Raw genomic sequence first — 19,551 nt, forward strand, 5'->3', positions numbered from 1 at the left:
AACCTCAGTCACGGCTCGCTCCGGAGCAACTTTCCAAACTTACCGGCTGGCTTCCAACTTGTCAAACCGGCGTCCCGCAACCATCTTCACCCTGAGGCGTTGTGGTCGGTTTTTCCGCCTGACTCCGTGGAGCAGCGCGGAAATAAACTCTACCACCACTTGCCCGGGAAGGCCAACTCCACCCGGCAGGCCCTCCCCCGCCGCCAGCGGCTGGGCATGAAAAAGCCCGGAATCTCGCGGATCCCGGGCTCCTCCATAGCGTCCAAACAAACTAGGCCGTTCCGGCTGCTCCTGGCTTGGCCGCCGACGGCTTGGCTGCCCCCGGCTTGAAGTAGGAAGCACCCAGCGGCGGCAATGTGACGGTCAACGTGGCCGGCTGCCCGTCCTGGCCCTCACCCGAGGCCTTGAGCTCACCGTCATTGAGGACGCCGGAGCCGCCGTAGGTGGTGTGGTCCGTGTTCAGCACTTCGGTCCAGGCGCCAGCCGTCGGGACTCCCAGCGTGTAGCCCACGTGCGGGGCTCCCGAAAAGTTGATGGCACAGACGAGCGGGTTGCCGTCGGTGTCCCACCGGATGAAGGACAGGACGTTGCGGTCCGCATCTCCCCCGTTGATCCACTGGAAACCACCGGGCTCGTTGTCCCGGGTGTAGAGGGCCGGGGTGGACTTGTACAGCTCATTGAGGTCCTTGGTCAGGAGCTGCAGGCCCTTGTGCGCCGGAATGTCCGCAAGCCACCAGTCCAGGCCGTGCTGCTCGGACCATTCGGCTTCCTGGCCAAATTCGGTGCCCATGAAGATGAGCTGCTTGCCCGGGTGCGCCCACTGGTACGCGAGGAAGGCCCGCAGGTTGGCGAGCTGCTGCCAGCGGTCACCCGGCATCTTGCGGAGCATCGAGCCCTTGCCGTGCACAACCTCATCGTGGCTGATGGGCAGCAGGAAGTTTTCGGTGAACGCGTAGACCATGGAGAACGTCACAGTGCCGTGGTGCCACTTGCGGTTTACAGGATCCTCGGAAGCGTACTTGAGGGAGTCGTGCATCCAGCCCATGTTCCACTTGAGGCCGAAGCCCAGCCCGCCGTGGCTGGTGGGTGCCGTCACGCCGGGGAACGCCGTGGATTCCTCGGCGATCATGACCGCACCGGGGTGCGTCTTGTACACCGTCGCGTTGACTTCCTGCAGGAAGGAGATGGCTTCCAGGTTCTCCCGGCCGCCGAACCGGTTGGGCTGCCACTGCCCGTCCTGGCGGGAGTAGTCGAGGTACAGCATGGAGGCGACGGCATCCACCCGCAGTCCGTCGATGTGGAACTCATCCAGCCAGTACAGCGCGTTCGCCACGAGGAAGTTGCGCACTTCGGTGCGGCCGAAGTCGAAGATCAGCGTGCCCCAGTCGGGGTGCTCGCCGAGGTTGGGGTCGGCATGCTCGTACAGGGCTTCGCCGTCGAACTGCGCAAGAGCCCAGGAGTCCTTGGGGAAGTGGGCGGGGACCCAGTCCAGGAGCACGCCGATGCCCGCCTGGTGCAGGGTGTCCACAAGGTAGCGGAATTCGTCCGGGTGCCCGAACCGGGAGGTCGGTGCGAAGTAGGACGTGACCTGGTAACCCCAGGACCCGCCGAACGGGTGCTCGGCGACCGGCATGAACTCCACGTGCGTGAACCCCAGCCACTTGACGTAGTCCACCAGTTCCTTGGCCAGTTCGCGGTAACCCAGCCCCAGGCGCCAGGATCCGAGGTGCACTTCGTACACGCTCATGGCCGAGTTGTGCGGGTCCCGCTGGGCGCGGGCCTCCATCCATTCGTCGTCCTTGAAGGCGTAGGAGGGTTCCACCACCTTGGATGCGGTCAGCGGGGGAACCTCGGTGCCGAAGGCAAGGGGATCGGCTTTCTCCACCCAGTAACCGGACCTGGTCCTGATTTCGAATTTGTAGCACGCCCCTGCCAAAACGCCGGGTACGAAGATTTCCCAGACGCCCGAGGAACCCAAGGAGCGGAGCGAGTGCTCGCGTCCGTCCCAGCCGTTGAAGTCACCCTTGAGCCGGACGGCCTGCGCGTTGGGCGCCCACACGGCGAACGAAACACCGTCCACATCACCCAGCGACGATTTGTAGTGCTGGACGTGCGCGCCCAGGACCTCCCACAGCTTCTCGTGCCGGCCCTCGTTAATCAGGTGCAGGTCCACTTCACCCACGGTGGGCAGGTACCGGTAGGGTTCATCAACCGTTACGGGTTCAGCGCCGGGATAGGTGACGGACAAGCGGTAGTCCGGAACGTGGCCTTGCTGGAGCGGTTCCAGGACGGCCGCCCACACCCCGTGCGCCTCATGCTCCATGGGAACCTCGCCAGCCGCGGTGATGACGGTGACTGCTTCCGCGAGGTGCTTTACGGTGCGGATGGTGACGTGGCCGTAGTCGTCCAGGTGTGCACCAAGGACGGAGTGGGGGGCGTGGTGTTCACCGTTCGCGATCCTGCCCAGGATGCCGTCATCTACGTGCAGCGGCACTCCCGGCCGGTCAGTTCGTGCTGAGCCTGTCATTTCGTTACCTTCCGATGCTGCCCCGGCCTGGTGGCCGGAGCTGTTACCGCTAAGGAGCCGCCTGGAGGCATTCACTGGTATTGCCAGCCAGTCGGGCCTGTTACGCATTTCATAAACTACTTCGTAGAGCGCCTTGTCCAGCCACAATGCCACAAAGAGCGGCGAGTTCCTGTCCACGGTGCCGGGCGTGACCCCTGCGTACCCTTCGAGGAACGCGTCGGCGCAGTCATCAACCCAGGACGCGGGCACGTGGGCACCTTCCTGCTCGCGCTGGGCCGCCCCTGCTGCGTAGTCAAAGGACCTGAGCATGCCGACGACGTCGCGCAGGGGAACATCGGGGACGTTCCGTTCGGCGATGGGCCGCATGGGCTCGCCCTCGAAGTCGAGGATGGCCCACCGGGCGCCCCCGCCAGCCGTGCCGGCGGCCTGCGGGACCTGAAGGATCTGGCCGAGGTGCAGGTCGCCATGGATGCGCTGCAGCGGGCCGGCGGGTACGCCGTCGAGGCCGTCCAGCAGTGCATTCAATGGTTCGTCGTAGGGCCCGACGGCGGGACCGGCTTCCGTCCATGCCTGGCGGACGCGCTGGGCTACTCCGGGCCCGATCACCTTCCCGGCTTCGCTTTCGGCTGACTGCCCGAGTGCTTCAGCCAGGCGCCGGTGGACGGTGGCGGTGGCCGCACCCAGGGCGCGGGCCTCGGCGGTGAAGTCCGTCCCTGACCGGGCGGCATCTACGGCAAGGCGCCAGGCATCCCGGCCACCGGCCAGGAACTCATGGGCCACCGCGAGTTCGCCCTGGACGTGGCGGGTGCCCGTATCGCCGGAGGCCGTCCTGCCCTGCGCCATCCATTCCCCGCGGACCCAGCCAAGGGTGGCCGGCACTTCGGAGGTCCCGGCGGACGTCAGCGCGGCACCCACTTCGACTTCGGGGTTTGTCCCTTCGGAGAGGACCCGGAAGAACTTCACGATGGCGGCCGACTCGCCGTCGTCCACGATGACGGAACTGTTGGACTGCTCACCGGACAGGACCTTCACCACGCCGCGGGCGGTGGGCAGCCGGTAGCTTCCGGGCACCTTGTAGCCCGTCGCCGTGCCGCTGGGAGCCTTGGACTCCTGCCGGATCAGTTCCAGCCAGCCGCCGACAAAGTCGGGATCGTGGACCGCATCATAGACCCAGGGCCGGGACGGGTCCGTCCCTGCGGCCTTGCCAACAAGGGCCCGCTCCATCCCGGCCGCGGGCGCCGGGCGGAAGCTCAGCGGGACCTGGACTACGGCGGTGCGCCGGCTTCCGTCGGCACCACGGGTGGTGACATTGAGCAGGAAGACGGCCAGGGCGGCGTGCCGGGAGGGATCGTCCAGTCCCAGGCTGCCTGCCTGGGACATGTCGAAATCCGGTGTCTTGACGGGGAACCAGCGTTGCCTCGGAAGCCATTCCTTGAGGAGCGCGGTCAGGGCGGGGGTGAGGATGGGCTGGTTCATCTCAGTTCTCTATCGACAGGATGGGCATGGCCTGGGTATAGGGCGACGACGGGTTGGAAGCCGCAGACCGGAGGCGCAACCAGAAGAAATCGTGGCTGCCCAGGGTCAGCGTCAGCGTGCCGTCGTCATTGATTCCGGGGAACGTCTGGCCGCCAAAGACGTCGCGCAGTCCGCGGCCGGCATACTCCGGAACCCGGAGCCTGGCGGCCACCGGGTGCTGGGAGAGGTTGAAGGCGCACAGGATGGTCTCGGCGTCTGCACCGGCGGCATTGCCCTCCGGCAGTTCGCGAAGGTAGGCAAGGACGGCGTCGTGGTCGGCTTCCACATGCTTGAACCCGCCCAGCCCGAATGCCGGGTGGTTCTTGCGGACGCTGAGGATCTGCCGGGTCCACCTCAACAGGGAACCGGAATGGGCGGCCTCGGCCTCCACGTTCGCCATGCTGTAGTTGTACACCAGCGACTGGATCGGGGGCAGGTAGAGCTTGCCCGGATCGGCATGGGAGAAGCCCGCGTTCCGGTCCGGGTTCCACTGCATGGGGGTGCGGACGGCGTCGCGGTCCTCAAGCCAGATATTGTCCCCCATGCCGATCTCGTCCCCGTAGTACAGGAACGGGCTGCCGGGCAGGGACAGGAGCAGCGCGTTGATCAGCTCGATTTCCGCCCGCGAGTTGTCCAGCAGCGGCGCCAGCCGGCGGCGGATCCCGATGTTGGCCCGCATTCGCGGATCGGGCGCGTACCAGCCCAGCATGGCCGCGCGCTCATCGGCGGTGACCATTTCCAGGGTCAGTTCATCGTGGTTGCGCAGGAAGGTGCCCCACTGCGCGCCCTCCGGAATGTCCGGGGTGTCCTGCATGGTCTCGATAATGGGGGCGGCCTTCTGGTCCCGGAGCGCGTAGTACAGCCGCGGCATGATCGGGAAGTGGAACGCCATATGGCATTCCGGTTCCGCCTCGGTCCCGAAATACTCCACCACTTCGTTCGGTGGCTGGTTCGCCTCGGCGATGATGACGCGGCCGGGGTAGTTTTCGTCCACCATGGTGCGGAGCTTCCGCAGGAACTCGTGGGTGGCGGGCAGGTTCTCGCAGTTTGTCCCCTCCTCCTCGAAGAGGTAGGGGATGGCGTCCGCGCGGAAACCGTCGATGCCCTGGTCCAGCCAGAACCGCACCACATCGAAAAGCGCCTCGATCACCTTGGGGTTTTCGAAGTTCAGGTCCGGCTGGTGGCTGAAGAACCGGTGCCAGAAGAACTGCCGGCGGATGGGGTCGAAGGTCCAGTTCGATTCCTCGGTATCCACGAAGATGATGCGGGCGTCCTGGTACTTTTCGTCAGTATCGCTCCACACATAGAAGTCGCCGAAGGGGCCGTCGGGGTCCTTGCGGGACTCCTGGAACCATGGGTGCTGGTCCGAGGTGTGGTTCAGCGGCAGGTCGATGATCACGCGCACACCCCGCGCGTGCGCCTCCGCGACCAGCCGCTTGAAGTCGCTGATGGTGCCGAACTCATCCAGAACCGAGTTGTAGTCCGAGATGTCGTAGCCGCCGTCACGCAGCGGCGACTGGAAGAACGGGGGCAGCCAGAGGCAGTCCACCCCCAGCCACTGCAGGTAGTCCAGCCGGTCGATGAGTCCGGAGAAATCTCCGGACCCATCGCCGTTGGCATCCGCGAAAGCCCGTACGAGTACCTCGTAGAACACAGCCTTCCGGTACCACAGCGGATCGTGCTGGAGACCTGGCGCATTGAGCTCGAACGTGCTCTTGGGAGTGAAGTGCTGGCCGGAACTTTGCGGATTAAAACTCACTGATGCATTCTCCTCACGCTCAGGATATGTGCAGGCTCTACATGCGGATCGAGGCGGACGTAGTTGAATTCACCCCATTCCCAACTTTCGCCGGAAATCAGGTCGTCCACGTAGAAGGTCCCGTTGGCCGTCAGGTCCTGCGGGTCGAGCTCAAGAGCCGCCAGGTCGAGCGAAACACTGCATTCCTTGGTGACATGGGGATCCACATTCACCACCACGATGAGCGTGTCCTTCGAGCCGTCAGGAAGAGTCTTGTGCTTGGAGTACACCACAGTGGAGTCGTCCGTGCTCTGGTGGACCGTCAGGTTCTGCAGGTCCTGCAGGGCCGGGTGGTCGCGGCGAAGGTGGTTCAGCCGGGTGATAAACGGTGCGAGGGTGCGCCCGGATGCTGCCGCGGCGTCCCAGTCCCGTGCCTTGTACTCAAACTTTTCGTTGTCGATGTACTCCTCGGCGCCCGGCCGGGCCACGTGCTCATAGAGTTCGTAGCCGGCGTACACGCCCCACAGCGGGCTGGCGGTGGACGCCAGGACAGCCCTGATCCTGAAGGCGGCGGGCCCGCCGTACTGGAGGTACTCGGTGAGGATGTCCGGGGTGTTGACGAAGAAGTTCGGCCGGAAGAAGGCCGGGGATTCGTGGCTGACCTCGTGGAAGTAGGCCTCGATCTCCTTCTTCGTGTTGCGCCACGTGAAGTAGGTGTAGGACTGCTGGAAGCCTGCGCGGCCCAGGGCGTGCATCATGGCCGGGCGCGTGAACGCCTCAGCGAGGAACACCACGCCTGGCTCCGCTTTATTCACTTCGGCAATCAGCCATTCCCAGAACCACACCGGTTTGGTATGCGGGTTATCCACGCGGAAAATCTTTACGCCATGGCTCACCCACAGCAGGACAATCCGCAGAATTTCGTTGGAAAGCCCTTCGGGGTCATTATCGAAATTGAGCGGATAAATGTCCTGGTACTTCTTCGGGGGATTTTCGGCGTAGGCAATACTGCCGTCCACCCGGGTTGTGAACCATTCCGGATGCGACGTCACCCACGGATGGTCCGGGGCGGCCTGCAGCGCGAGGTCCAGTGCCACTTCCAGGCCCAGTTCGTTGGCCCGGGCCACGAACGCATCAAAGTCCTCGAAGGTACCGAGGTCCGGATGGATGGCGTCGTGGCCACCCTCCGCGGCACCGATGGCCCAGGGTGAACCGGGATCGTTGGGGCCGGCGACCAGGGTGTTGTTCGGTCCCTTTCGGTGCTGCACGCCTATGGGATGGATGGGCGGCATGTAGATCACGTCGAAGCCCATGGCGGCCACGGCGTCCAACCGCCGGGCCGCGGTGCGGAAGTTGCCGGACGTCCAGGCACCGGTGGAGTGGTCCTTGACGGCGCCTTCGGAACGGGGGAAGAACTCGTACCAGGCGCCGCGCCCGGCGCGGTCGCGCTCCACGAGGAGGGGGTACTTTTCGGAAACAGTCACCAGTTCGCGGATGGGCTGGCGGGCCACGATGTCCGTCACCCCGTTGCTGAACCCGGCGGCGAGGCGCTCCTCCGGGCTGAGCGCCCGGTCCGCCAGCCTGTCGGCCACCCAGCGCAGCGTGGCCCTGTCCGCCTCGCTGCGGGAGTCGTCGTCGGCCGCTTCGGACAGCAGCGCCGCACCTTCGGCGAGCATCAGCTCGACGTCGATGCCGGCGGCGACCTTCACCTCGGCATTGTGGTGCCACGTGCCGTAGCGGTCATGCCAGGCCTCGATGACGAAGGACCAGTTGCCCGTTTCCGACGGCGTGAGGATGCCTTCCCAGCGGTCCGTCCCCATGCCGCGTTCCCCGCGGGGCGGTGCGAGGCGGACGCGCTGGCGCTCCGCGCCCGACGGGTCCAGGAGCACGGCGCTGACGCCCAGCTGGTCGTGCCCCTCCCGGAATGCGGTGGCACCCACCACAATTCCTTCGCCCGGCAGGGCCTTTGCGGGGAACTTTCCACCCTCGACGACGGGCTGCACGGCAGTGATCGGAAAACGTCCGAACCGCAGTCCGTCGGTGATGCGTCCCGTTGGCATTTTCGTTGATGCGGCACTGGTTACTGAGTTAGTCGTCACAGGCTCGACGTTAGCGAGAAATGACGAAGATTGCTAAGCCTGCTCACTAAATTCGTTGTGCCGCGCCTCATTTCCTTCATGCCCCTGTCATTTACCCAAAAGAAACCCAAAGCTGGTTCCGGCTGCCCATGTTGTCGGTTAGTGTGACGCAGGTGAAGGCAATCCGCAGGTTTACGGTCCGTACAGTCCTCCCCGAACCCATCCGGCCCCTGGCACGGCTGGCGAGCAACTTGCGCTGGTCCTGGCACCGGCCCACGCGCGAACTCTTCGCTGGGCTGAATCCCCGGCTGTGGGAAGAAAGCGGCCAGGACCCGGTCGGTTTCCTGGGCATGGTCAGCCGGGAGGAACTCCAGCGGCTCGCCGCAAACCAGTCCGTGGTGGAGCGGGTACGGGCTGCCGAGGATGACCTTGACCGGTACCTGGAGGAACCGCGCTGGTACCAAAGCCTGGGCCCGGACGCGCCGGCCGCCATCGCCTACTTCTCCCCCGAGTTCGGCATCACCGAGGTGCTCCCGCAGTACTCGGGCGGCCTGGGCATCCTGGCCGGTGACCACCTGAAAGCCGCCTCGGACCTCGGAGTGCCGCTGATCGGCGTCGGCCTGCTGTACCAGGCCGGCTATTTCAAGCAGTCGCTGTCCCGGGACGCCTGGCAGCAGGAGACCTACCCCGTCCTGGACCCGGACGGCCTGCCGCTGACCCTGCTCCGCGAGCCCTCCCCCGACGGCAACGGCCGGCCCCTGCAGATCACCCTCCCGCTGCCCAACGGCCGCCGGCTGCTGGCACACATCTGGCGTGCCGACGTCGGACGCGTTCCCCTGCTGCTCCTTGACTCCAACGTTCCGGGCAACGACGACGCCGCCCGCAGCGTCACCGACCGGCTGTACGGCGGCGGCGGGGACCACCGCCTCCAGCAGGAACTGCTGCTCGGCATGGGCGGGGTCAAGGCCCTGCGCGCCTACCAGCAGCTCACCGGCTCGCCGGCACCCGAAGTGTTCCACACCAACGAGGGCCACGCCGGCTTCCTTGGCATCGAGCGCATCCAGGAACTCATGTCCGGGGACCAGGCCCTCACCTTCGACGAAGCCCTGGCTGCCGGCCGCGCTTCCACCGTCTTCACCACGCACACCCCGGTGCCGGCCGGCATCGACCGGTTTGAGATTTCCCAGATCAGCCACTTCTTCCAGGCCGGGCTGGCACCGGACGTGCCGGTGGACCGGATCCTGGAACTGGGCCGCGAGAACTACGCCGACGGGAATCCTGCCGTGTTCAACATGGCAGTGATGGGCCTGCGCCTGGCGCAGCGCGCCAACGGCGTGGCCAAGCTGCACGGCGAAGTGTCCCGGGGCATGTTCTCCGCCCTGTGGCCGGGCTTCGACCACTCCGAGGTGCCCATCACGTCCGTGACCAACGGCGTTCACGTCCCCACCTGGGTGGACAGCCGCATCTCCAAGCTGGCACGCGACCAGTTCGGCAGCGAGGCGGAGGCGAACGGCCGCTGGGACCTGGCGTACAACGTCAGCGACGCCGACGTCTGGGCGCTGCGCCGCGAGATGCGGTCTGCACTGGTGGAGGATGTCCGCAGGCGGCTGCGCGCGGCGTGGAAAAAACGCGGCGCCGCAGATGCCGAGCTGCGCTGGACGGACACCGTCCTTGACCCGGACGTCCTGACCATCGGGTTCGCCCGCCGCGTTCCCACCTACAAGCGCCTGACCCTGATGCTGCGCGAGCCGGAGCGGCTCAAGGCACTGCTCCTGCACAAGGAGCACCCCATCCAGCTGGTCATCGCCGGCAAGTCCCACCCTGCCGATGACGCGGGCAAGAAGATGATCCAGGACCTGGTCCGTTTCACCGACGACCCCGAGGTGCGGCACCGGATCGCGTTCCTGCCCAACTACGACATCGCGATGGCCAGGACCCTGTTCCCCGGTTGCGACGTCTGGCTGAACAACCCGCTGCGTCCTTTGGAGGCGTGCGGCACGTCCGGCATGAAGGCGGCGCTGAACGGGTCGCTGAACCTGTCCGTCCTGGACGGCTGGTGGGATGAGATGTACGACGGCGAGAACGGGTGGGCGATTCCCACCGCCAACAACGATGCCTCCCCGGAGGAACGCGACGACATCGAGGCGGCTGCCCTGTACGAGCTGCTCGAAACCCAGGTTGCGCCGCGGTTCTACGGCAGCACGGTCTCGGAGGCTGCCGGGGCGGCCGGGCCGTCGACGTCGGAGGCCGAGAAGGTGCCCACGCACTGGGTGTCCATGATCAAGCACACCCTGTCCCACCTCGGACCGGCCGTTTCAGCCGAGCGCATGCTCCGGGACTACGTGAACATCCTGTACCGCCCCGCGGCCGAAGCGGGCCGCAGCGCCAGCGCCAATGCCTTTTCCCAGGCCCGCTCGCTGGCGTCCTGGACCGCCAAGGTGCGCGCCGCCTGGCCGCAGGTCCACGTGGAGCACGTGGACTCGGTGGGCGTCTCGGAGGACCCGCAGATCGGTGACATCCTCCAGGTCAACGCCTACGTGGCCCTGAACAGCCTCTCGCCCGAGGACGTCTGCGTGGAGGTGGCCTACGGCCGAGCGGAGGAAAGCGACACCCTGGCGGACATCACCCTGATGGAACTGCAGGTGAAGGAGGACCTGGGCAGCGGACGCCACCTGTTCAGCGGCTCACTGGTCATCGACCGCTCGGGCACATTCGGTTACACCGTCCGGGTCCTGCCCCGGCATGCGGCGCTGGCTTCCAAGGCAGAGCTGGGGCTGATCGTCAACGCGTAGCACGGCGGGCCTCGGCCCGCTCCCCTGAACGGACACAGGAGGACGTATGACCGAACGTACAGTGGCCGATGTCATTGTGGAGCGGCTTGGGAGCTGGGGTGTCGACCGGGTTTTCGGCTACAGCGGCGACGGCATCAACGGCTTCATGGGGGCGCTCCGCCGGGCCAGGGAACGCATTGAGTTCGTGCAGGCCCGGCACGAGGAGACTGCGGCGTTCATGGCCGTGGGCCACGCGAAGTACACGGGCGGGGTGGGGGTGGTGACCTCCACCCAGGGGCCCGGGGCGGTCCACCTCCTTAACGGGCTCTACGATGCCAAGCTGGACGGCGTCCCGGTGGTGGCCATCGTGGGGCAGCAAAGCCGGACCGTGCTGGGCTCGGCCTACATGCAGGAGATAGACCTCAGCGCCCTGTTCAAGGACGTCGCTTCACAGTTCGTGCAGCTGGTCAGCACGCCGGAGCAGATGCCAATGGTCCTGGACCGGGCCTTCCGCACCGCGAAGGCGACGTCATCGCCGTGCATGGTCATCGTCCCGCATGACATCCAGTCGGCGCCGGCCCCGGAGCTTGAGCAGAAACACGGCATCGTGGTCACCGCCCCCTCGTGGAGTTCCGCGGCCAGGACTCCCCGCGAGGAGGATCTGGATGCAGCGGCTGCGCTCCTCAATTCCGCCCAGAAGGTGGCGCTGCTGGTTGGCCAGGGCGCCCGCCATGCTGCCGCCGAGGTGGTGGCCGTGGCGGAAAAGCTTGGCGCCGGAATCGCCACCAGCCTGCTGGGCAAACCGTACGTGGACGAAACCCTGCCTTTCGCCGTGGGAACCATGGGGCATCTGGGTACCACCGCCAGCGCGCACCTCCTGGGCAACTGCGATGCCCTGCTGATTGTGGGCTCGAACGACCCCTGGACCGAGTTCTACCCGCCGCCCGGGGCTGCCCGCGCCGTCCAGATCGACATTGATGAGAAGAAGATCGGCAACCGCTACCCGGTGGAGGTTGGCCTGGCCGGCGATGCAGCCTCCGCCCTTGCTGCGTTGGACCGGAAGCTCGAGCACCGTCCGCGGGGTCAGTGGCGCTCAGACGTGGAGCAGGAAGTCAGCCGCTGGCGCATCCTCGCCGCGGACCGCGCCGCGGTGCCCGCCACCCCCGTCAACCCGGAACGCGTGGTCCGGGAGCTCAACGGCAGGCTCCCGGCGGACGCCCAGCTGAGCATCGACGTCGGAAGCTGTGTTTACTGGTATGCCCGGCAGCTGGTGCTGCCCGCCGGTGTGCCTGCGCACCTTTCCGGGACCCTCGCCAGCATGGGGTGTTCCATCCCCTACGGGATCGCGGCGAAGCTCGCGCATCCGGACCGGCCGCTCGTGGCACTGGCCGGGGACGGCGCCATGCAGATGGCGGGTATTGCCGAACTGGTGACGGTGGCCCACCGCTGGCGGCAGTGGCAGGACCCGCGGTTCGTGGTGTGCGTCTTCAATAACCGCGAGCTGACGGAGGTTACTTGGGAGCAGCGCGAGTCCGAGGGCGAGCCGCGGTTCGCGGACAGCCAGGAACTGCCTGATTTCCCGTTCGCCGGCTACGCCGAGCTGCTGGGCCTGCAGGGTATCCGGGTGGAGGACCCGGACCAGCTCGGCGATGCCTGGGAGCAGGCGTTCGCCGCGGACCGGCCTGTTGTGATCGAGGTGCTGACCGATCCCGAGGTTCCGCTCCTGCCGCCGTTCCCGGCCGGCAAGGAGAAGGCGGAGAGCATGCGCAAGGGCCTCGCGGCAGAGGACGACGGCGGCAGGGCTGCGGAGTTGCTCGACACGTACGTTTCGCACGAGGAGCGTCCGGACGCCTGAGACTTACAGCAGCACGGCAGTGACAGCAAGGTCCTTGCCGGCATACTGCTCGGCGTCCTGGAGAATTTCGCAGATGACGCCGAACGTCCGGTCGCCCCGGAACGGAGCGGCAACCTGCCACAGGAGGGTGACCGGAGCGTTGCCGTTGTCAGTAATCGCGTCCGCGAAGTCGTGGAGTGAGTCGTTCAGGGCATCGAGGTTCACGCCGTAATGTTCGGGAAAGCTGAGGACCTCACCAAAGGCTTCCAGGACTGCCCTCTTGCTGTCGGCCGGGGGGACAACCAGGCTTCGCCGTCCGGCATCGGCCACCTGCTCCTGCAGTTCTTCCAGGGTCCAGGTATCACCGGAGTAGATCTTCATGGTTGTGCTTAGCTGCCTTCCGCTATGAACGTGAACGACTCGTAATGGTCATCGGTGTAGTATTTTTCGCCGTTATCGCCGGCGACGATCCGTCGGGCGCCGCGGTCGGATTCTCCGGGCGTGGGCACGGTGTACTCCCGGTAGTACCCCCGGTCGCGCCGCGGCAGGATGCGCTCGAAGTTGCCGAAGACCTGGTCGTCCTGGCTGTACTGGTATGGGCCGCCGGCGCGGATGAGCTCAAGGATCCTGCGCCCTTCGGCCGGAAGTTCCGATTCCGGGATTGCGGGCAGACCGGACGGGTTGTTGGCCGCGGGTGCCGGGGCCGGCACGCCCGGCCCGGACGGCGAGGCGGCTCCCGGTGCTGCCGTCGCGCTGGACGTGGCGTCCGGCGTCGTACTTTCCGTCAGCTGGCCCAGCACGCCGGAGCCGCCGAAAGCCACCAACGCCAGCACCACGAGGGCAGCCAGCAGCAGGGGCAGGAGGGAGCGGTTGCGCATTCTGTTGTTCCTGCCTAGGTGCGGTAGATGCTGATGGAGTTGGCCTCGACGAGGTCCTTCTCCCCCGACGCCACTATGCCGCCCTGCCGCAGCTCGTGCAGCGGCGAGGTGGTCAGCCGCAGTTCGAACATGCGCGGGGCGGTGCCTTCGGCAGTGACGCGGGGCAGGGTGATCTGGACGTCGGAGGTGCTTCCGTTCACCACCACCAGGCCGGCCAGGGAGCCGTCGTCGGTGCCGAGCAGGAGCTGCATCACGCGGTGCCGCGGGTCATTCCAGCGCTCCATGGACATGGGCCGGCCGTGCTGGTCGTACCAGTACAGGTAGGACTGTTCGTCGCGCACCGGGAAGTCGTGGGGCTGGGCAGCCAGGAACTCCTTGCGCAGCCGGATGTACCGTTTGGTGCTGCGCAGCATCTCGTGGGATTCCGGGGTCCGGGTCCAGTCCACCCAGGTGGTGGCGTTGTCCTGGCAGTAGGCGTTGTTGTTCCCCTGCTGGGTACGGGCCAGTTCGTCGCCGGCCGTGATCATGGGGACGCCGAGGGAAATCAGCAGCGACGCCATCATGTTGCGGCGGGACTGGGCGCGCTTGGCCAGGATGTCGCCGTCCTCGGTGGGGCCCTCCACGCCATGGTTGTAGCTGCGGTTGTCGCCGTGGCCGTCCCGGTTTTGCTCGCCGTTGTCCTCGTTGTGTTTCCGGTCAAAGGAGACGAGGTCGTTCAGGGTGAAACCGTCATGGGACGTGATGTAGTTGACCGAAGCCAGCCGCGAGCGGCCGGAGGGCTGGAAAAGAGCGGCGGAGCCGGACAGCGCGTCGGCCAGTTTTGCTACTGACCCGCCCTGGCCCCCGGCCTCGAGGGCCGCTCGGTCCGCCAGCCAGAATGAGCGGACCGTGTCGCGGAAGTGGTCATTCCAGTCCACCCAGCCGGTCGGGAAGCGTCCGGTCTGCCAGCCGCCGTAGCCCACGTCCCACGGCTCGGCAATGAGTTTTACGTCCGACAGGACCGGATCCGCAGCGATGGCCACCAGGAACGGGTGCCGGGGGTCGAACTCGTTGGCCCCGTTCCGGCACAGCGTCACGGCCAGGTCGAAGCGGAAGCCGTCGATATGGAATTCGTCCACCCAGTACCGCAGGGAGTCCAGGACCATCTGGACCACCCGGGGTTCGCCGAAGTTGAGGCTGTTTCCGCAGCCTGTGGTGTCCACGTACTTGCCATGGCCGTCGGTCCGGTAGTAGGTGTCTTCGCCCAGCCCGCGGAAGCTGACGGTCTTGCCGTCGGGCCCGCCCTCGGCGGTGTGGTTGTAGACGACGTCGAGGATGACTTCCAGCCCGGCGGCGTGGAGCGTCTTGACCATGCTTTTGAACTCGTCCTGCACGGCCTGCGGGCCCGCGTGCTGCGAGGCACGGGTGGCGTAGGCCGGGTGGGGCGCGAAGAAGGCGGCGGTGTTGTACCCCCAGTAGTTGGTCAGCCCCAGGTCCTGCAGGTGCGGCTCATCGAGGTGGAAGTGCACCGGCAGCAGCTGTACGGACGTGACGCCCAGGCCCTTGAGGTGTTCGATGATGGCAGGATGGGCCATGCCGGCGTAGGTGCCGCGGAGCTCCTCGGGCACGTCCGGGTGGAGCATGGTCTGCCCGCGCACATGGGCCTCGTAGATGATGGTATTGCGCCACTGCAGCCGCAGGCGCTCGTCAGTGCCCCAGTCAAAGTCGCTGGCCATCCGGACGCTGGTGAGGAAGCCGTCCCGCTGGTCCACGGCGCGCCCGTATGGGTCAAGCAGGAGCGGCTGGCCGGCGTCGTCCTCGTCAACATCCTTGGTGGGCACCGCTAGGGGCAGGGACTGCGACTGTTCAGGGGCCGCGGCGCGGAACCCGTACCGCGAGCCGTACGGCAGGTCCTCGACGATGCCGTGGTGGACGCCATGGGTGACGTTCGGCAGCGCCTGGACGCGCCAGTCCCCGCCGGGGGCGATATAGACGATTTCCAGGCTGGGAACACCGGGCGCATAGCAGGCAACGTTGGCGCGACCCCCTGCCCGGTGGCGGGTCCCGCCGGAATCCGCGCGCGGAACGCTGACACCGAGGGGAACGGCCGTTGAGGCGTCCATGGTGGAAGCGGTGTCGAAAAGCGGCATGACCATCACCTAAATAGTAACCGCCAGCAGCACGTGGGCAGCCCCGGCGTCACGATGGCGCCGGGGCAGGCCCGCGGGTGGCGGTGGTGGGAACTACTTGGTGGCGCGCTGGCGGGAGACCTCGTAGAGCGAGATGCCAACGGCCATGGAGGCATTAAGGGATTCCATGGCGGAGTCGATGGGAATGGAGACGATCTGGTCGCAGTTTTCACGGACCAGGCGGCTCAGGCCCTTCCCTTCGGAACCCACCACGATGCACACAGGTTCCGTGGCGAGCGTGAGGTCCGGCAGCGAGACGTCGCCGTCGCCGTCCAGGCCCAGGACGAAGATGCCCATGTTCTTGAACTGCTTGAGGGCGCTGTTGAGGTTGGAGGCACGTGCCACGGGGACGCGGACAGCTGCGCCGGCACTGGTCTTCCAGGCCGATGCGGTGACGCCCACGGAGCGCCGCTCGGGGACGATGACGCCGTGGCCACTGAAGGCGGACACTGAGCGGATGATGGCGCCGAGGTTTCGGGGATCGGTGATGCCGTCCAGGGCGACGAAGAGCGGCGCGTTGCCGATGTGCCCCTTCTTCCACTTGTCCACGGTCTGTTCGGCCAGGTCATAGGCGTCGGCGTAGTCGTACGGCGGGATCTGCAGGACCAGGCCCTGGTGCACGGCGTCATCGGTCATGCGGTCGAGCTCAGGCTTGCCGGTTTCCAGCAGCGGGATGCCGCGCTCAGCCGCGAGCTTCAGGGATTCCTTGACACGGTCGTCCATCTCAATGCGGATGGCGATGTGCAGTGCCTTGGCGGGGATGCCGGCGCGGAGCGCCTCCACCACGGAGTTACGGCCGGTGACGACTTCCTCTGTGGCGCGTCCCTTGGGCCCGGATTTTGCTGCGCCGGCGCTACGGGCGCCCGTGCCGCGCTTGGCGGCGGACCGCTCGGACAGCTGCTTGGCTTTGTGTGCCTTGTGGTAGGGGCGGTCCTCAGCCTTGGGCGTCGGGCCCTTGCCTTCGAGGGCCTTGCGGCCATGGCCACCGGTTCCGATGGTTGGGCCCTTCTTCGCTTTAACCGATCGGCGACCATTGTTGGCCATGTTGTTCCACCCTTAATTGTGTTGACTGAGTCTGCTTACCAGTCTACTGACCGAAGAAAAATCGACGTCCCCAGGTGGCAAAGCACCCGCGATGGCAGCCGGCAGTCAGGTCAACGGTGGGCAGTCAGTCACCAGGGCTCAGTCGCGCTTCAGGCTCCAGGTGGCGCCGTCCGGACCGTCCTCGACCACGACGCCGGCCTCCTTCAGGGTGTCCCGGATGGCGTCCGACGCCGCCCAGTCCTTGTTGGCCCGTGCTTCGGCCCGGGCCGCCAGTTGCGCCTGGACCAGGACTTCAAGGGCGGCTGCCTCGCGGGCGTCGCCCGCCGGACCGGATGCCACGTCATTCAGGCCGAGCACCGTGAGCATGTCGTACACCTGGTGCAGGGCCTCCCGGGCGTCCTCCAGCCGGCCCTCGGTCAGCGCTGTATTGCCGGACCGGACTGTTTCGTGGAGCACGGCCAGGGCCTGCGGCACGTTCAGGTCATCGTCCATCGCGCGCTCGAACGGGCTGGGCACTTTCCCGTCGGTGACAAGGCCGTAGGCTTCTCCGGCGGCCAGGGCACGGACGGCGCGGTTGATAAAACCTTCAATGCGTTCGACGGCGGCGGCGGCCTCCTGCAGCGACGTTGGCCGGTAGTCCAGCACTGAGCGGTAGTGTGCCTGGCCGAGGTAGTAGCGGACCACCCGCGGGGAGGCCAGTTCGAGCATCTCGGCAGGGCTGATGGTGTTGCCGATGGACTTGGACATCTTCTCGCCCTCGTAGGTCACCATGCCGTTGTGCATCCAGAAGTTGGCGAATGGGTGGCCTGCCGCTTGGGACTGCGCCATTTCGTTTTCATGGTGCGGGAACCGCAGGTCCAGCCCGCCGCCGTGGATATCAAACTCCGTGCCGAGGTATTTGGTGACCATGGCCGAGCACTCAAGGTGCCACCCCGGACGCCCGGCACCCCACGGGGAAGCCCAGCTGGCGGTAGCCGGCTCGCCCTCCTTGGAACCCTTCCACAGGGCGAAGTCGCGGGGGTCCTTCTTCCCGCGGGGATCGGCGTCGGGGGCTGCCTGCATGTCGTCGATGTTCTGCCGGGTCAGGGCTCCGTACTTGCTCCAGGAGCGCACGTCGAAGTAGACGTCGCCTGAGTCGTCGAGGGCGGGGTAGGCATGGCCCCGGTCGATCAGCTGCCGGATCAGGGTGTGCATTTCCGGGATGTGCCCGGTGGCGCGCGGTTCGTATGTGGGGCGTGAGACGCCCAGGGTGTCGTAGGCCTTGAGGAACTCCTGCTCAAAGCGGTACGCCAGCGCCCACCATTCCTCGGCTGCCACGTCACCGGGGCCGCCGCTGAAATCCGGGCTGAAGGACTCGGCCGACTTCGCCAGGATCTTGTCGTCGATGTCGGTGACGTTGCGGACCACCGTGACCCGGTGGCCGCGGTATTCCAGCCAGCGGGTCAGCTGGTCGAAGGCGATGGCGGAGCGGATGTGGCCCACGTGGGGCATGCCCTGCACCGTTGCCCCGCAGTAGTAGAGGCTGGCCCTTCCGGCGACGAGGGGGACGAAGTCGCGGACTTCGGCGGAGGCAGTGTCATAGAAGCGCAGGGTCACCGCTCCAGATTAGCCGATGGCGCCGGACGGCCGCGGATACACCAGGGCGGTGGCCACGGCGGAGATTCCCTCGCCGCGGCCCGTGAATCCCAGCCGGTCGCTGGTGGTGGCCGTGACGCTGACGGGTGCGTCTGCGGCGTCGCTGAGCACCTGCGACGATTCCTCGCGGCGGGGACCGAACTTTGGCCGGTTGCCCACGAACTGGACGGCCACGTTGCCGATTTCAAAGCCGGCGGCGCGGACGATCCGTGCAGCTTCGGTCAACAGTGCCACCCCCGAGGCGCCGGCGAACTCGGGCCTGTCGGTACCGAAGTGGGTGCCCAGGTCGCCGATTCCGGCGGCCGAGAACAGGGCATCGGCGGCGGCGTGGGCCACGGGGTCCCCGTCCGAGTGCCCGGCGAGGCCCCGCTCGCCCGGCCAGAGGAGTCCGCCCAGCCAGAGGGGGCGCGGGGCATCCTCCGGGGCATAGGCGTGGACGTCCACGCCGATTCCGGTACGGGGAATGATCATCGTGTTGTTTTGCATGCCTATCCCTCCACCCACCGGGCGCCAAGCGGGCCTTCGAGCAGCCCCTCCGCCAGGATCAGGTCGAGGGGAGTGGTGATTTTGAGGGACTGGGTGGAGCCGCGCACTACGTGGACGGCCGTGCCGGTCATTTCAACCAGCATGGCGTCATCGGTGACGGCGGCCGCCTGCCGGGGTTCCAGGGTCTGGGCTTGTTGGTGGGCCCGCTGCAGCGTGCGGAAGCGGAAGCCCTGCGGCGTCTGCACCGCGCGCAGGTCCTCGCGGGGTGCGGTCCCGGTGACGACTTCGGGTGCCAGCACGCTGCCCTCACCCGTGGTGGCTGCGACGGTCTTGACCGTGTCCACCACAGGGATGGCGGGAATGACGGCTTCAGCACCCGCAGCGAGTGCGTCCACCACGCGGTGGAACACCGACTCCGGCGTCAGGGCGCGGGCGGCGTCATGCACCATGACCGCTTCGGTGCCTTCCATCAGGGCCTCCAGGCCCGCCCGGACGGAGTCCGCCCGGGTGGCACCGCCGTCGACGATGGTCAGCAGCGGACCGCCGTCGGCGAGTTCTTCCCGGAAGTCTTCGCACAGCCGGCGCAGGCCATCATCGCCTGCAGGCAGGGCAATGCAGACCTGGCTGCTGATTCCGGCCGCAACGATGCCGCGCAGGGCATGCATCAGGATAGGTTCGCCACCCAGCGGCACTGCAGCTTTGGGCATGCCGTAACCCAGCCTTTGCCCCGAACCTGCGGCCACCAGGATCACCGCGGTGACCAGGCGCTTAGCTGTTTCGCTCATGCGGACCAGCCTAACGTCCCGGTGGGCTGCCGTGCCGAACCAACCCAGGCCGGAAACCGGGAGGACTGGCGCTCAGGCCCTGAGCCATTTTC

The 19,551-nt window shown here is 66.8% G+C and carries 12 protein-coding genes; 2 read left to right on the forward strand and 10 right to left on the reverse strand.

Annotation, left to right across the window (positions count from 1 at the left end; all coding sequences use genetic code 11):
- Positions 1–271: 271 nt before the first annotated feature.
- The 3 genes from P2Q66_RS00170 to P2Q66_RS00180 are packed head-to-tail and all read right to left on the reverse strand — an operon-like array spanning position 272 to position 7,840.
- Positions 272–4,003 carry a 1,4-alpha-glucan branching enzyme gene (locus P2Q66_RS00170; RefSeq protein ID WP_275724653.1) on the reverse strand — a complete coding sequence of 1,244 codons (3,732 nt, stop codon included), beginning with the start codon at positions 4,001–4,003 and terminating at the stop codon, positions 272–274.
- A gap of 1 nt (position 4,004) precedes the next feature.
- The gene (gene treS, locus P2Q66_RS00175; RefSeq protein ID WP_079598270.1) at positions 4,005–5,801 is read right to left on the reverse strand and encodes a maltose alpha-D-glucosyltransferase; all 1,797 of its coding nucleotides are present in this window, start codon (positions 5,799–5,801) and stop codon (positions 4,005–4,007) included.
- A complete protein-coding gene (locus P2Q66_RS00180; RefSeq protein ID WP_275724667.1) occupies positions 5,798–7,840 on the reverse strand; it encodes an alpha-1,4-glucan--maltose-1-phosphate maltosyltransferase in 2,043 nt (680 codons plus the stop codon). Before P2Q66_RS00180 ends, treS begins: the two co-directional genes overlap by 4 nt.
- 191 nt (positions 7,841–8,031) lie before the next feature.
- Here P2Q66_RS00180 and glgP point away from each other — a divergent pair, with 191 nt between their 5' ends.
- Positions 8,032–10,650 carry an alpha-glucan family phosphorylase gene (gene glgP, locus P2Q66_RS00185; protein ID WP_275724656.1) on the forward strand — a complete coding sequence of 873 codons (2,619 nt, stop codon included), beginning with the start codon at positions 8,032–8,034 and terminating at the stop codon, positions 10,648–10,650.
- A gap of 46 nt (positions 10,651–10,696) precedes the next feature.
- Positions 10,697–12,484: a thiamine pyrophosphate-requiring protein gene (locus P2Q66_RS00190; RefSeq protein WP_275724658.1), complete on the forward strand. Its 1,788-nt coding sequence runs from the start codon at positions 10,697–10,699 to the stop codon at positions 12,482–12,484.
- Positions 12,485–12,487: 3 nt separating this feature from the next.
- Here P2Q66_RS00190 and P2Q66_RS00195 read toward each other — a convergent pair whose 3' ends face one another.
- The 7 genes from P2Q66_RS00195 to ispD form a co-directional block, all read right to left on the reverse strand.
- The gene (locus tag P2Q66_RS00195; RefSeq protein WP_275724659.1) at positions 12,488–12,844 is read right to left on the reverse strand and encodes a barstar family protein; all 357 of its coding nucleotides are present in this window, start codon (positions 12,842–12,844) and stop codon (positions 12,488–12,490) included.
- Between the two features lie 8 nt (positions 12,845–12,852).
- On the reverse strand, positions 12,853–13,341 hold the full coding sequence (locus tag P2Q66_RS00200) for a ribonuclease domain-containing protein (protein WP_275724661.1): 489 nt from the start codon (positions 13,339–13,341) through the stop codon (positions 12,853–12,855).
- A gap of 14 nt (positions 13,342–13,355) precedes the next feature.
- Entirely contained in the window at positions 13,356–15,476 is a 2,121-nt protein-coding gene (gene glgX / locus P2Q66_RS00205) for a glycogen debranching protein GlgX (protein ID WP_275724662.1), read from the reverse strand.
- An 87-nt stretch (positions 15,477–15,563) separates the two neighbouring features.
- Complete coding sequence (rlmB, locus tag P2Q66_RS00210) at positions 15,564–16,553, reverse strand: 23S rRNA (guanosine(2251)-2'-O)-methyltransferase RlmB (RefSeq protein ID WP_275724663.1); 990 nt, start codon at positions 16,551–16,553, stop codon at positions 15,564–15,566.
- Positions 16,554–16,691: 138 nt separating this feature from the next.
- Positions 16,692–18,149 carry a cysteine--tRNA ligase gene (gene cysS, locus P2Q66_RS00215; RefSeq protein WP_275724664.1) on the reverse strand — a complete coding sequence of 486 codons (1,458 nt, stop codon included), beginning with the start codon at positions 18,147–18,149 and terminating at the stop codon, positions 16,692–16,694.
- A 9-nt stretch (positions 18,150–18,158) separates the two neighbouring features.
- Positions 18,159–18,659 carry a 2-C-methyl-D-erythritol 2,4-cyclodiphosphate synthase gene (gene ispF, locus P2Q66_RS00220; protein WP_275724669.1) on the reverse strand — a complete coding sequence of 167 codons (501 nt, stop codon included), beginning with the start codon at positions 18,657–18,659 and terminating at the stop codon, positions 18,159–18,161.
- A gap of 17 nt (positions 18,660–18,676) precedes the next feature.
- Positions 18,677–19,459 carry a 2-C-methyl-D-erythritol 4-phosphate cytidylyltransferase gene (gene ispD, locus P2Q66_RS00225; RefSeq protein ID WP_275724665.1) on the reverse strand — a complete coding sequence of 261 codons (783 nt, stop codon included), beginning with the start codon at positions 19,457–19,459 and terminating at the stop codon, positions 18,677–18,679.
- Positions 19,460–19,551: the final 92 nt, after the last annotated feature.

This window comes from Arthrobacter sp. Cr_A7 (assembly GCF_029222765.1).
Lineage (GTDB): Bacteria > Actinomycetota > Actinomycetes > Actinomycetales > Micrococcaceae > Arthrobacter.